At 50.4% G+C, this 16,172-nt stretch carries 4 protein-coding genes and 1 pseudogene; all 5 read right to left on the bottom strand.

Annotation, left to right across the window (positions count from 1 at the left end; all coding sequences use genetic code 11):
• Positions 1-13 precede the first annotated feature (13 nt).
• The gene (locus MoGM_RS12200; protein ID WP_104370326.1) at positions 14-1,960 is read right to left on the bottom strand and encodes a RagB/SusD family nutrient uptake outer membrane protein; all 1,947 of its coding nucleotides are present in this window, start codon (positions 1,958-1,960) and stop codon (positions 14-16) included.
• A 16-nt stretch (positions 1,961-1,976) separates the two neighbouring features.
• Positions 1,977-5,241 (bottom strand): annotated as a pseudogene (locus tag MoGM_RS12205) (SusC/RagA family TonB-linked outer membrane protein).
• Between the two features lie 365 nt (positions 5,242-5,606).
• A complete protein-coding gene (locus MoGM_RS12210; RefSeq protein WP_233210297.1) occupies positions 5,607-8,768 on the bottom strand; it encodes a pectinesterase family protein in 3,162 nt (1,053 codons plus the stop codon).
• Positions 8,769-9,308: 540 nt separating this feature from the next.
• Positions 9,309-11,096, bottom strand: a complete 1,788-nt coding sequence (locus MoGM_RS12215; RefSeq protein ID WP_104370399.1) for a pectate lyase — start codon at positions 11,094-11,096, stop codon at positions 9,309-9,311.
• Positions 11,097-11,245: 149 nt separating this feature from the next.
• Positions 11,246-16,003, bottom strand: a complete 4,758-nt coding sequence (locus tag MoGM_RS13525; RefSeq protein WP_104370327.1) for a glycoside hydrolase family 88 protein — start codon at positions 16,001-16,003, stop codon at positions 11,246-11,248.
• Positions 16,004-16,172: the final 169 nt, after the last annotated feature.

A 16,172-nucleotide genomic window follows, 5' to 3' on the forward strand; every position in this document is an offset into this window, starting at 1 on the left:
GTTATGTTTCCTTTTAGTTCGAATATCCGTAAGAATTGCTCAACATGCCGTTTGACGCGGAAATGGTGGAAGCGCCGATAGGCATCAGGTAACGGTTCTTGACGGTGACGTCTGTACCGACGAGTCCGCTCGAAATAGACGGGAGGTTGGTGTCTACCTGTGTGTCGTTGCCTGATGTCGGGTCGGCCTTGCCGAATGAGTCGGCACTTCCGGCGTAGTCGGCTGGGGTCTTGTCGGCCGGCAGTCCGTGCCATGTGACGCTCGACATGTCTATCTGTGTCTTTGCCTCGTCCTTGTAGTTGAAATATACTGTCTCCTGGTATGTGCCGTCTTGGAGTTGGCGCATGTACGTTTCTTTGGACTCCTGGATTTTGGCGACGAGCAGATTCCAACGGATGAGGTCAAACTTTCTGTAACCCTCGCCGGCAAATTCCCATGCGTTCTCGTCTACGATGGCGTTGAAGAGCGCGTCCTTGTTGGCCGGGATGTTGTCTATATATTGCTGTGCGTCGGCCTTATGCTCGTTGTTGAAGGCGCGGTTGTGTACCATCGCCAGAGCCTGGCGGGCGGTGATACCGGCATCTCCTGTGTAGTTTCCGGCCGGGCCGGCCAGTTCGTTCATGACCTCTGCATAGTAAAGGAGCACCTGTGAGTAGCGGATTTTCACCACGTTGATGCCCGTGGCGTGCTTACCTGTCGCGGCCTTATTGTTTTCAAGCCATTTCTGGCTCATTTTCCTCGGATCCCATTTGCCGACATACATACCGAAGGGGGCGTTTTTCAGCATCTGCTCTTCTGTCAGGTTGGTTGTGCTGTTCTGGCGGATTTCCATGCAAGAAGCGGTCACGTCGCGGCGTGTGTCGTTCTCGTCGTAAGAGTAGAGCAGGGGAGCTGTCACTTTAAGCACGCCCGATGAGTTGCCGTAGCCATAGAGGGTGGTGGGCTGGTTCATGCGCACGCCTACGGTATATCCTAGCTCTCCTGTAGCGTTCTCGCCCATAGGGATTTCAAAGAGATTCTCCTTATAGGTCCGGTCGAGTTGCAGCTGGTTGAGCAGATACCACTCGTTTTCGAACGACGGGTTGAGCTGGTGGCGGCCTTCGGTAATCACGGCGGTGAGATGTTTCAGCGCTTTTTCATACAGAGCCTTGCGCTCTGCTGCTCCGGGACGTTGCGTGGGATACACGGCATCGGTGTAATCGGCGGTCTCGTAGCCGTCTTTCGCCTTCTCGCGGATGGCGTATCCGGCGCGTGTCAGTGCTATCTGGGCGAGCAGTGCGTGGGCATATCCCTTGTTCATGCGCTCTGTCGTGTAGCCGCTGACATCGCCCGCCCACGGTAACAGCTCAATGGCTTCTTCGAGGTTGAGCATAAGCGTGTCCATGATGATGTCACGGTCGGTCTTCGGTTTATAAGCGTTGCTCAGGTCATGCTTTGCCGGGGTGAGGTTCAATGGTATGTCTCCCCAATAGCGCAGCATGTCGAAATAAACCATGGCGCGCAGCGTGAGGCTCTCGCCGAGATAGCGTCTCATGGCTCGCTTGTTCTCGCCTTCGCTCCGCATGAGCGGGCTGTTTCTGATGCCTTCGATATTGAGGTTGGCGTCTTCGATAATTCCGTACAAGGCGGTCCATGAGCCGTTGAGGGCACTGAAACCGGAGTTCACGTTGTAGTTGCCAACACCGCGGTAGTGGGTCTGGTTGTAGGCGTTCTGTCCGAGACCGTCTACAAGCTCGCAGTCACTGTTTGTTCCCCATTTGATGGGGATGTCCTGCGAGTAAGTGCGGTCTTGCGCGAGCGCTCCGTAGAGCTTGTTCACTCGGAGGCCTGTGTAGTATGTGTTATTGTATACAGCCGTACCGGTCATTTCAGACGGGGAGTTCTGATCGAGAAAGTCGGAGCATGAAGACATTCCCGCCATGCCGGCAGCCAATGCTATTATAGAAAATATCTTTTTCATAATTATTGCTTCTTATTTAAAATGTGATGTTTATACCGCCAACAAATGAACGGCTCTTGGGATAGGCGGCATAGTCGATACCGGGAGTCATCGGGTTACGCTTGCTGCTGGTGTCCACTTCGGGGTCGTATCCGCTGTAATCGGTGATGCAGAGGAGGTTGTAACCGGTGAAATAGATGCGTACATTTGTGAGGAAAATAGATTTAACCCACTTCTTGGGAAGGGTGTAGCCAACCGTAACGTTTTGCAGACGGAGGAATGATGCGTCTTCGACAGCATAGTCCGTGAGTTCCATCCGGCTTGCGGTAGACGGGTTGTAGATAGTGGCTCCGGCGTTTATCTCGTTCAGTCGGGCTATCAATCCTTCGGCACCGCCATATATCGCCAGTGTGGCGTTGGTGGGGTTGCCAAGGTTTACGCCGTTGGCCGGGTCGATGTTGGTATAGCGGTTGCCCATGCTGAAATCGTCGACGATGTTCTGGTATCTGCGGGTGTTGTAGAAACCGGCGTTCGCGAGTTTCGTGGCATTGATAACCTTGTTGCCGAGTGAGTAGTTGAAGAACACGTTGAAGTCGAAGTTATGGAAGCGACCGTCAAATCCGAAACCGCCGGTTGTGGTGGGGATTGTGTTTCCGAGGCGCTGCTTTATCGGATTACCGTTCTCGTCGACTTCAAGTCTCAGACCGCCGGGTTTGAGGGTTCCGCCGGTTATAGAGGCGCTGTTGTCTTTGATACCGTCGCGCAGTGCCCATGAGTTTCCGTTGAGGACGAGCTGTCCGTTCGGGTTGCTCACAGGGTCGTAAACAGTGAAGAAGCCGTTTGTCTTGTAGCCCCAGACCTCTCCGAGGCGTCCGCCCTCTTCAAGGCGGAAGTCTTCGTATTTGGCGATGGTGCTTCCACCCCAGTTTGAACTCTGCCAGGGGTTGTCCATCGCGAGCTCGTCAATCTTGTTCTTGTTGTATGCAATGTTGAAGTTGAAGTTGAGGCCGAACTTCTTTTTGTCCACAAGAACGGCGTTCATAGTGAACTCTACGCCCTTGTTTGAAGTCTTGCCGAAGTTCTGGTACTGGTATTCGTAACCGGTATTCGAAGGTATTACCGAGCGCATCAGCAGGTCTTTGGTAGTGTTCCAGTACAAATCGATGGTACCGTTGATTCGTCCTTTGAGGAAACCGTAGTCGATACCGATGTTTCGTGTGATGGTGGTTTCCCATTTCAGGTCGGGGTTGTAGAGGTTGGAACCGTGCTCGAGCATGTCTCCGAGAGTCTCGTCGAAGTACGGGTATTTGGTTCCGCTGCCGCTCGGCGATGAGTAAAGCGGTGTGAGCAGGCCTGAGTTGATGCGGTTGTTGCCTGCCGTACCGAAGCTGAGGCGGAGTTTAAGGTTTGACAACCATGATGAGGAACTCTCCAGGAACTTCTCGTCAGATACGCGCCAGGCCAAAGCCAGGGATGGGAATACGCCCCAACGGTTGTCTTTTCCGAATTTGCTTGAACCGTCGGCACGGAGTGTGAACGTGGCAAGATACTTCTCGTCGAGTGTGAAGTTGATACGGCCGAAATATGAAAGGAGATTCTCATCGGCCGAGATTACACGCTCATTCTTCAGCGATGTACCGTTTGACGGGTTGGCGAGGATTTCGTTTATGGTCATTGAAGCAGGGAAGTTGACAGAGTAATTGGTGGTGCTTGTTTTCTCCACGCTGCTCACTTCATGGCCCAACAGCACGTTAAGATGTACATGGCCGTTGAAAAGTTTGTTGTGATCGTATGTCACGGTGTTGGCGTTGCGCCATTCTTTCTGCTCCAGGCGTGTGAACATAAGCTGGGGTCTTCCGTCTTGCGCGCCCTGGCCGCTGAACTTATTGTTCGTCACGGCGTCGGCGGCCCATGCCTGGTCGGTGTTGTTGTGTCTCCAGCTGTATCCGAATTCGCTGCGGAACGTGAAGTGTTTGAATGGTTTCCAGTTCAAGCCGGCGTTGTAATTCTGTTGCAGGCGTTCCTGGTATTTGTATGTGGATGTGATACGTTGCAATGGAGTACGGCGTGTAGATGTACTGTTCTCTTCGTCATCGTCATCACTTGCTTTCAACTGGCTGATGGGTTCGTAGTTCACGGAATTGGCAACAAGGCTGTTTGCCGCGTTTGTCTCATTGGTATCGGCACCTCCGCTCAGTCCGTCCAGCTTGGTGAAAGCCAGTCGTGCGTTGAAGTCGAGTGTCATCCACTTGTTGAGTTTGGCGTTGAGTTTGGCGTTGACATTGTTTTTTGCGAAGCCGGAGCCAAGCATTATGCTCTCCTCGTCAATGTGGGAGAAACCGATGTTGAACTTCAAGTCTTTCGAACCGCCGTTCACACTTACGTTATATTGTTTCTGTAAACCGGTGCGTCCGAAAAGTATATCCTGATAGTCGGTGCCTTCAACAGATTTCCAAATCTCCAAGTCCTCGAAATTTCCGTATGCAGTGCCTCCGTTGTTGTTTTCCCACTGGTACATGGCGAAGTCGTAAGGATTGAGCGTATGGACTGTCTTTGTAATCTTTTTCCAGCCCAAAGAACCGTTGAAGCTGACCTGGGTTTTTCCTTCTTTGCCGCTTTTTGTTGTCACGATGATTACACCGTTCGCTCCACGCGCACCATAAATGGCTGTTGAAGAAGCGTCTTTCAAGATGTCGATGCTCTGTATCTCGCTCGGGGCAATATCTCCGATGCTTGATACGGGGAAGCCGTCAACGATATAAAGCGGTGAGTTGTCTTGCGAGAGCGACCCCCCCCCCACGCACACGTATCTTTACGTCTGCATCTGGCGAGCCTTCGGTTGTTGTGATGTTCACACCGGCCATCTTACCTGTCATGGCCTCGCTGATATTGCTTACGGGTATGTTCTCGATTTGCTTGGCGCTTACAGATGATACAGCGCCGGTAAGGTCTTTCTTTCTCACGGTACCGTAGCCGATGACAACCACATCGTTCAGTGTTGTGGCATCGTCTTCAAGAGTGACGTTTACAGAGCTCTTTCCCTTCACGTCTACGGTCTTTGTCTTCATTCCGATGTATGATATGACAACGGGATTTTTGCCGGAGACTTTGATGTTGCAGATACCGTTGAAATCGGTAATACCGCCGTTGCGCGTGCCTTTTTCAAGTACGCTGGCTCCGATGACAGCCTCACCGTTGGTGTCTTTTACGGTGATTTTTACTGTCTGCGCCGATATGGCCCCTGCCAACAGCAACATGGCGAGGATCAGCGTCGTTCGAATTTTCTTCAGTTGTTCAGACATAAATTAGTGTTTTAAATTATACATTGTTTGATATTTACGATTAAATTATATTTGGTTTTGGTTTAACAGGTCTTTCTTTTGTGGGTGGTTGGCGGTTTCTTTTATCGATAGGTATACTTATATTTTTACGTTAGTCTTGATTTTGCCTTACGGTTTCTTTTGTTTCGCAAATCATGTATGCTGTTATTCACGGCCGCTTTCAAATTACTGGAATATTATTTTGCGCGTAAAATTAATCAATTCTTTTTATAAGGGCTTTACAATAAATACGGGAATAGGTATAGATATTACAGATTTTATGTGATAAAAAGCAAACACGCCCTTTGCTCTCGAAATATGACCGGAGCAAAAGGCGTGTTTGATATTTATTTGATTACTTTCTTTCCGTTGATGATATACAGGCCTTTTGTGGCTTTGTCAATGCGGATACCCTGCATGTTGTATATCACGTCTTTACCATTGGCATTGCCGTTTATCTCGTTGATGCCGTTACCGTCGCCGGCAATTGCGGCTTTACCGAAACCTCCCATTTCATTGGCAGCGCGTACTTCAACCATTGTCGCGCTTTCTGTCAGATTGTAAGAAGTCTCCGTTCCGTCGACAATGGCGACGAATTTACCGTCGGCAAATATGGCATATGCCTTTGCGCCGTCAACAGCTTCCCATGTCAGTGTAGTTGCGGCCATGGTCACGGGGTTCATGGTTACTTGCCCGGCAAGAGCGGCCGGGGTCCAGTCTGTGAACACTTTGTCGATGGCATACTCGGCAGCCTGTGCGGCAGTGAGTATCGTTTCGTATGTTTTCTTGTTGTTGTCTTTGGTGAATGTGAGTACATTGCTTGCCGGAGAAACAACATTTCCGTTCTTATCCGTTGAGTTATACTCTACAAACTTGTCTGCCGCAACGTTCATTCCGCCTGTCGTGAAACGGCTCTTGGCAATCTCGCTTGGCTGGTTGAGTGTGGTGTTGAGGAATGCAAGACGTGAAACGCCTCCCCATGAACGTCCGAAGTTGAACTTGGCAGCGAGGTTTTCTATGGTACAACCCTCAAACACATATCCGAATTTGTTGGCAGCGTCTGTATATGGTGCCGTTATCGTGACATCGCCGCTCTTCGGTGTTTTGCTGCGGCTCTCGTTAACGAGAAGACACTTGTTGAAGTAAACGTCACCTCCACCGCAGATATAGTCTACCACGCCGTGTATCTCACTTGTTTCCCAATAGAACTGGCTTACGGCGTTGCTGTAATACGTATCCTGGTATGAAAGCAGTTTTACGTTCTTGCAGATTGTGCGTTTACCCTTGTCCTGCAGGGCAACGGCACGTCCGGCAGTGCTGCTGTTAAAGTAATCGAGAGCGTTTTTAAGCGTGATGTCTTGCAGATAGGTGTTTTCGCCTGTCACGAGAATTGTCGCGGACACGCCTATTCCCTCCACCGGAGCCGTGTTTACGATGATGGTATTGTCCATATCTTGTCCGATGAGCGAGATATTCTTTCCGCTGATAGCGGTCAGGCATTTCTCTCCGAGGTCGTAGGTTCCATTTGGAACGAATACGTATGTACGTGTGTCGTTGGTTGCGGACGCGTTTGCTATTTCAAGTGTGGCAAGGAAATTATCCGCGTCGCCGGCTTTTACGACGAAATATCCCTGTTCGTTCTTTGTGATGCTTTGGTTCTTGTCATTGATGATGGTAAGGTTGTGCATGTACATTCCGTTGTCGGCTGTTAGCGTGAGTGTGCCGGCCTCACCGTCGTATTCGAATGCCGCCGTCTCACCGTCGCTACCTGCCGGAACTTTTGTCGACCACAGTGCCTTGCCTGTATTGTCGCTGATGGTAATGTCGCTTTCGCTTCCATATCTGCAGAGGCCGACTATGATGTATGCGTGTCCGCCTACGGTCAGTTCGAGTTTATCGCCTTTGTCTATCGTCCATCCGTGCTGGTTGTCATGGAATTTGCCTGTACCTATGAGGTTGAATGCCTCGTGGTCTTCAGGATAGAAGAACGGATCGCCGAGATTATAGTACAGGCGGCTATTCTCGTTGTTCACTATTTCATTTTGTGTCACTACGGCATATAGTTTTGTGTTTGCCGTGATAACCTCGTCCGTGGTATATTTGCGACCGCCTTTGTCACTTACAAACCATCCGCGGAACACGTCGTTTTCCTGCATTGACGGTTCGATTGCCTTTGCGTCATAGGCGAATTCCGTGATTTTGGCGTCTTTTTCTATCGTCTGTGTGCCGATTGTCTTACCGTCGATGTTAATATATGTAAGAGTGAAATCGGGCTTGAAGATGATATTTGCCTTGTATATTGCCACATCTTCGCCGGCCTTTATACTGATTGTGGCGACACACGACTTTCCGTCTGCCGCAAGAGCGTATTCCGTGCTTTCGATATTTCCGTTGTCAGCGACTATTTCTGTGATGGGGTTTGAGGCGGATATCATTGCCTCGGCTTTGGAAATCTCGATTGTTGCGGTGTTTGTTCCGTCTGCCTGCTCCATGAATATGTCCGCTGCCTGATATGTATTACCGTTCACTTTGAATGAGCCGAGAGTAGGGCTTTTGGACAAATCGACCATGCCGAAGATGTCCAGTTCAAACATATAAGCGTTCTGGCTGGCGTTGAGGTTCTCCCATTTCAGTTGCACGTTTGTGCGGTTCACATTGGCATTCACTTCGCACCATGCGGCCGGTTCGGCCACGGATTCTGAAACGACGACCCAATCGGCATCGCCGTCACCTTTGGCGAGAAGTTTCCACCCGCGCTTTCCGCCGGTGGCAGCATGCACATAACGTACTCTGCTTACCGACGCGAATGTCGACGTGCGTATGTACGGATCAGCCGCTTTTGCCGCCATGAGCCAACCGAGCGGCTGGCCGTTATTGAATTTGTCATTCTGCCCGTTGGGATTGACATCTGTGTTGTAAACAGATATTCCGAAATCCTCTTTGCTGTACTTTGTCTTTAAGTTGACCGTGGTTTCCTTTTTTGATGCTTTTACTGATTGCCAGTCGGAGAAATTGGTGGAGTAAAGCATCTTTTCCTGTATCAGTGACACGTGGACCACTTTCACACCGTAGATATAACTGCCGCCGGTGGATATTATTTCCACATATCCTTGCGCGGCTTCCGCAGAGGTGGCTCTGTGAGATGTTATATCTTCCGTTGCTGCCACACCGCCGATGGTGTAGTTGATGTATCCAGGATAACCTTTTACTGTTACCGTGTCTTTTGCTGTTTTCACCGGGACACGCAAGATTGTTCCGTTGTTGAATTGGGCATTGTTTCTGCCGACACAGTTCAATTTGCCGTTGGTTGCGTCAACGTGCATGGATATTCCGTCGATGTTGGAAGGAATGTCGGCAACTTTGCCTTCGTAGTTAGTAGCGTCACAAATGCCTTCGGGAATGTTTTTCTCAAAGTTCCACTCGGCGATTATATCACCTTGTGCGTTTGCTGCAATAGGGAATAAAAGTGCAAGGCACATGATTCCCACGAATTTAAATAGTTTATTCATTTAATTATTATTAGGTTTTTAATAAGGTAAATACGTTGGTATTTTATTATTTGGAGGCAAAAGTAATTAAAAAATGTGTAAATTTATAATTTTATCTTTGTTATTTTCTATTTCACTTGATAATGATATGTGTTTCTTTTATTTTACAGTTGTATTTTGACTGGGTGCAGATAGGGGTATGGGGAGATAATATACATAATTTATTTTTGTGGTATATGTGTAATCCGTTCCTATGGATACCATAATCCGTTTCCGGTACACATGACCTGTTCCTATGGATGCTATAATCCGTTTTAAAGGCATGTATGAATAAGTTCCGGTGATATATAAAGTATTTAAGGCTTAGGCGACTGAATTATTGTTTGGTATTACATGTCTGTGATGTCGTTGTGCCGGCGGTATGCGATGGTAATGGATATCTTAATTCAATCCGGGAAATGACAATGCCGGAATGTATTTGACATCCCGGCATTGTCGCTGTCTACGGCAAAAGAATATTTACCGTTTTTATTCGTGTTTTCGTTTGTCGTCCGGTGAGTATTATTTGTTAACAGTTTTACGGCTAATTCTCTTTCCGCTGCTTAACACGGATACTTTTATTACCAAGCCTTTCGCATCGGGAGATATTCTCATTCCCTGCATGTTGTAATACTCTGTATCCACAACTTTGTCCGCATTGATGTTTTGGATTGCCGACACCCCTCCTTCTATTGCTTCCACAACCGTGCCGTCTTCCTTGACATATCTCGGGAAATACTCATTTACCGCTTCTTGGGCTTCGGAGTTTCCGCCAATCATTATGTCTTGGACAAGGCTGTTGCAGTATACTTCTATATTGGTGTAGTATCCTTTGCTGTCGATAGTGGTCTTGTTTCCGTCAGTAGGGTCGTTCGGGTTCAGCCCGTTGGCGATTTCCCATGCGTCGGGTATTCCGTCACCGTCGGTGTCGAAACCCTCAGGGCGCTCTGCCGTCGGAAAGTTGGCTTCCGTGTATCCTTTGACGTCAGACACGAGGTCAATGAGTCCCCATTTATTTGTCACCGAACCTTTATATTGCGACTTTCCGTTCTTGGCCTCACTCATGTATCGTGCGTCAACATCGTCTCTGTGCAGTGATGAACCGGCATATTCCAATACCTTGTTGAATGCGTTCTCGGCCGTGTGCGTTGTTACATTGCCAGTGGGTGCCGGCTCGTTCATCTTTACATTGACGCATTGTTTTCCGCTTATGGTAATGTGCGGAACTTTGTCGCCGTACATGTTGTTAGGATCTTCAGAGTATGTTACTCCGCCCACCGTATGTACCCCCTTGTCGTAGCTCACTCCGGCCCAGTCGCGGTTTTTCTTCTTAGAGCCTGACGATGTCTCCGTGGTATTGCCCGAGATGTAGTAGCGGCTTGTCATTCCGTAATATTCGGGATGCTTGCTGTCTGAGTTTCCCGACGTGGAAACCGTAACCAGAGTGATGCGCTCTTGATTGCCTACACCGCTGTTGCCGGCTTTGTAGTAGTTGTTGACGATGTTAATCTGTCCGCCGCCGGGTCCTCCGTAGCAGGCTCCGGGGCAGTTGAACATCACGCAATTGCGGAAGTCCACGTTCTCGGCTTGTGCCGGATTTTCCCATTTATACGTGTCGTAGTCGTAGTTGCTGGTATATCCCTCCCATCCGTAGCGTGCGCCGTTGAAGCGCGGGCCTCGGTTGCTCACGCTTGCGATGAGGTTATGGTGGAAACTGGCGAGCTTGCCGCCCCAGATGCCGCCGTATCCGTGTGCGCCCTTGCTGTGTCCGGGATTGTTCAGGCTCTCCGCGATGGTGCACCACTGCATGGTGAAGTTGTTGTTGTCATAGAAAGAAGCCACTTCGTCAATGCTCCAACTGAACGAGCAGTGGTCGAGGATGATGCCGGTCTTCTGTCTGTCCCAGATGGCATCAGCTCCGTCGTTAACGTCTCTTTCCTGTCCGCGCCGGCTTCTGATAAACCTTACTATAATGTTGTTTGCGCATCTGAGCGTGCGGTAGCGTAGTGTGATACCGGGATATGGAGCCGTTTGTCCTTCTATTGTCGTGTTGGCGCCTATTGACAGGTCGGAATTTAGCGCTATGACACCGGCCACATCGAATACCACAATCTTTTTGCCGCTGCCTTTCACGGCTTCCCTGAACGAGCCGGTACCGCTGTCGTTGAGGTTGGTCACGTGTATGACCTTTCCGCCTCGACCTCCTGTTACATACCGTCCGTGGCCTTCCGCTCCGGGGAATGCCGGTGTTTGTGCCGTTGCCGCACCTGTCAGTGCTGTTACGGCTGCTGTGAGTAATAGTTTTTTCATTATGCTTTTGTAATATTGGTTATGTTCGAACATGAAAAAAACAGAGACACGAAGAATACCGGTTGTCCATTTCTTAATAATGGAAAATGTTCTTCGTGTCCATGTCTGTTTATGCTTGTCGCTTTCCGGTCATTGCGGGTATATTAATGTTATTGCATTCTCTGCAGACCTTCCCAGCGCACGTTCCATCGTCCGTCTTTCGGGAAACCGGGGTTGAGCACATCGCCGCAACCGTCCCAACCGGCGCACATCATGGCTACAGCGTCCAGCAGACTGCCGTTGCCCGGCAGATAGAGGCGCAGACGCTTTGGCTCTTGGAAGTTGTGCCCGCTTACGAGATAAGTGTTCTTCCCTTTGTCGATGAGCAGTGCCTTTACGGCAGTGTCACCTTCTCCGAGACGTGCGGCACACATCGCGATCATGCCGTAGTCCCATCCCCAGGTTGTGTCCCAGTTCCAGTTGGCCATGACCCAGTCAAGAGTGCGCTTCATCGTCTCTTTATTATACTGGTCCGTGGCAGGCAGCATTCCGCATGCGCCAAGTACGGCGGGGTGGTCAGAGCGTGATTTTAATGCGAAGTCTTCCTCCGATATCTGTTTCTTTCCGCTCTGGGCCGCACTTGTAAACGGGTCAAATCCCGTTGATTGGGCTTTCGGGTCGAATGCCTGTGAAGGCTCGCCTGACATATATATGCCGTCTTTCTCGGCCAAAGGAGCCATGCGGCTGATTATTTCGTCCCATTCGCTGTCGCGTTCCAGCCCTTGACGCTCGCGCCATTTCTGTGCCACGCTCAGTCCGTAGTGCCAGTAAACCTGTTCAAACGGATGGTTGAAAGAGAAGTCTTTCGACATCGATTCCTGCATGGCTGTCTGTCCGAAGAGTTTTATTTTGCCGCTTTTCGGTGCGCAGGCCTTTGCGAAATCGGCCATGAATAGTGCTGTTTGCTCCACGCCCTCTGCGTATTTCTTTATAGTTTCGTCGGTGGGGTTAGCTCTGTACATCTCTTCCGCCATATATATATAATGTGGTTGCTGCCATGTCAGGAACGAACCTACATTCGAAGGCGCCTCACCCGCTTGCGGGTCTGTCATCTTCATCCAGCGTGCGCCCTTGAATCCTTGGCGCGCGGCAATTTTCTTAGCGATAGGCAGGGCTGTTTTGTTGTACCATTTCAGCATCGTTTCCATAACTTCCGGTCTGTTCCACAGAGCGAAATCCACAGCGTGCCACCATGTCATTTCAAGGTGAGGACGGCCGAACCACGAGTTGTATGTCAGTCCGGTTTCCTGCGGTGGAGTGGTGTTTGCGCAGTTGATGGCGGTCAGATACTGTGAGAGTACCACCCGGCGCTCCAGTTCCGCTGCTCTCGGGTCGGTGCAATCAGAGAAATCGACGATGGCTCCTGCATTCCAAAATCTCGGCCAGTGTTTCATCACGGCTTTCAGGGCTTGGTCATAGGAGTATGATACATCAGCTTTCTTTGCGTCGTTTTTCTCACGATACTCGGCACTGAACGACAGCACGTCGTCTGCCGATGTGAGTGTGAAATGGTGCGGCGATGTCTCTTTCAGTACGGCGTTGCCTTCCCATTCCAACAGTACATAATACTTCGTGTCGTCGAGTGTCCGCTCGATTGTTGCGGAACGGTCTGTCGATGCTATTATCACAGACTTGTGGCGCTCCGGTTTTGTCCAGTCGTTGGCGTCGTCCGCATGCTTGCCTGAGGGGTAAGAGAATTTGAACGCCACTGCCGCACGGCCTTTTGACAGCAGTCCGGTCTTTATTCTTGAAAACAGACAGTCCTTGTTCGCCATGCAGGCGGTTGTGACTTCGACAGGTGTTCCGTTCACCGTGAACTTCGATTCTATCGTACCGTCCCACAAAGCTTGTTCCTGACGTATGTTTTTCAGTCCGCTCAGCGGTATCGCTTTGCCGTTCTCGTCGGTCAGTTCAAGACCTATTGTTCCGAGGTTCAGGCGGTGCGGGTTTACTCTGAAATATTCAGTGGCTTTTTTGTTGCGTCCTTCCTGCTTGTATTCCACCGCATACACCTCTTTGCGTCCGTGTCCGAAGTCATACGCTTTCTCCGTTTCGGCCGGAGTCAGTGCGTCGGTGTTTTTGAATGAATGCCATCCCCAGTCAGACATGGCGTTGAGAGGCACGCCTGCCTCATAGTCAAAAGGGTAGCTTTGCAGTCCGGTGACATCCACCGTAGTGGCAAAGTGTCCGTTGCCCACGGTAAGCGAGGCCAGTGCGTCTGCCTTTGTCACCACCGGGTTGTTGCGTGTCACCACGGCCTGGCGGTTGATGCCCGTTGTGGTGTTGCTTGTATTGTATCCTAGCGCTTCCATTTCGAGCGATGCCCAGATGAACGGGCCTACGCCCTTGGCGTCGTTGTCGCGCACCTTCTCGCTCAGGTAGTAGTCATACGATCCGTCACGGCGTTTGTTCTCTTTCAGCTTCATGCCATACTTGTCTGTCGCCGCCTTTACCTTCTCGCTCATACCCGGGCCGAGTCCGGCCACCGAGCAGCAGTTGGTCAGTGAGATTGTGCTGTCAGGATTTATCTTTATGAAATTATTGATAATGCCTTTGTATGCCTTTATGCCGGCATCGCGGTATTTCGCTCCCACATATCCCTTGCGGTATGCTTTGAGCAGTGAGTATGTGAACATGGCCGAGCATGTTGATTCCAGATAGTTGCCTTTGCGTTTGGGGCTGTCCATCACCTGGTACCACACACCGCTCTTTTTGTCTTGCCATTTTATTACGGCGTCAAGATCTTTTTTCAGCAGTTCGATCACCTCGTCTCTGCGCTTGTAGTTCTCCGGTAGTGCGTCAAGCAGCTCGATGAGTGCCATTGTGTACCATCCCTGGGCGCGACCCCAGCAGTGTTGAGACAAACCGGTGGTCTTGTCTGCCCAGAACATTTCGCGTGTCTCGTCCCATGCGTGGCGGTTCAGTCCTGTTTTGGTGTCGAGTGTGCGTTCGTATGTCTTCTTGATCTGGTCTACCGCGTCATCGTATATGGCCTGTGCTTTCTTGTCCTTGAGCAGCATTTTGGCCGTCATGGTGTAGTAGGGCAATCCCATGAAAATACCGTCGAGCCACACCTGATATGAGTATATCGCCTTGTGCCAGAACACTCCGTCCTCCGTGCGCGGCTGGTTCTTGAGCTGTTTCATGAGCGTTTGCAGAGCTGTGAGGTTCTTTTTCTCGGGATACAGTTCATACATGCGTGCCACGAAGTGCCCTGTGCGTATCTGGTCGAGATTGTAGTCTTCCAGTCTGTATCCTCTGATGTCGCCTTTCGCGTTTATCATCGTGTCGGTATACATCTGGCAATATTTCTTTATGTCCTCTCCTCCGTATTTGAGGTATGTGTCGAGCATCGATTCCAGTTCGATACCCATCACATAGCTCCATTTCGGACGGTTCGAGAAATCGAGCAGGTAAGACTTCGGATAGCGTTTCATCTCCGACGCGGTCATCCACTGGCTGTAATTGGCAAACGGCTTGTTGATGAGGCTCAGGCCGCCGTTGATGTATAGGTTGTCGAAGTTTATGTTGCGTGTCTGTCCCTTTATGCTGTTGCCTTCGGCCACACCGTTGAACTTACAGTTTTTCACGTTGATGTCATAAACGTTCGTGCAAGTGTCGAGTGCGATTATCTGCACGCCGTATTTGCTTTTCTCGCAGGTCACGTTGTCGAGGTTGATGTTGCGCACTGTGGGCAGGAAGCCTCTGCAGCATATCTCGTTGTGCTCGTAGTCGAGGTTGATTTTCAGTACAGACTCGCCGCACTGGCCTACTTTAATGTTGCGTGCATATATGTTCTCGATGATTCCTCCGCGGCATGTGTTTGTCTTTATGCGTATCACGCGGTCGAGATTGGGGCTGTCCATGACGTTGTTCTCAGCGAACAGGTTGCGGCAACCGCCCGATATCTCACTTCCGATCACCACGCCTCCGTGTCCGTTCTGCATCTCGCAGTTGCGGATGATGATGTTCTCGCTCGGCTTGTTCCACAGGCGTCCGTCGTTGTTGCGTCCGCTCTTTACGGCGATGCAGTCATCGCCCGTGTTGAAGAAGCAGTTTTCTATCAGCACGCCGTCGCATGACTCCGGGTCGCAACCGTCGCCGTTGGGGCCGTCGTTGTTGATGTGCACGCCTCTCACTGTTATGTTCTTTGACAGCAGCGGGTGGATGACCCAGAACGGTGAGCGCAGCAGGGTGACATTCTCAATGAGTATGTTCTCGCACTGGTTGGTGTTTATCAGCTGCGGGCGCAGGCCGTCTTGCGGGCCGAAGCGGCGCTCGTCTTTGTCTACTCCGTCCTCTGCCATTTTCAGCAGTCGTGCGCGGCTGCCGTTGCGTTGGCTGATCACGCCTTCTTTCCATCCGTATCGTGGCGCTCCGCACCATTTCCACCATGTTTCATTGGTTCCTCCGCCGTCTATCGTTCCCTCGCCGGTGATGGCGATGTTCTTCTGCTTGTAAGCATAGATGCACGGCGAGAGGTTCCAGCAGTCGAGTCCTTCCCATCGTGTTCTTACCACAGGATAAAGCTCGGGTTGGAAGACGAAGAGCAGTGTCGCGTTTTTCTCCACCACGAGATTTACGCCGCTGAGCAGCGTGATGGCTCCTGTATTGAATGTTCCGGCAGGTACTATGACGCGGCCGCCGCCGGCTTTCGAGCAGGCGGCTATGGCCTTGTTGATCGCCTTCTGGTTTACGGCCGCCGTAGCCTTGGTTCCGGCTCCATACTTGGTGATGTTGAAATCACGGTTTGCAAACTCCGGTTGCTTGATGCTCTGCTCTATCTGTTTGTACAGTGTTGTCCAGTCGTCGGCGTGGGCCATGGCCGGAAACAAAAGACACAGAAACATTAGTCTTAATAATTTCATGTCGTTGAAAATTGTTTATAGTTATTAGTTTTTAATTAGTCCGTAATGTATTTCGGAAACAAGCGGACATCTCCGGCGACTTGCATGGTTGCCGGCCGATTGTCATTAAAATGTCGCATATCTTCTGCAAAGATACTAATTATCAATGTAAAAGACAAAAAAAACGATA

Origin of the sequence: Prevotella sp. MGM1, assembly GCF_002933775.1 — a bacterium.
Lineage (GTDB): Bacteria > Bacteroidota > Bacteroidia > Bacteroidales > Bacteroidaceae > Prevotella.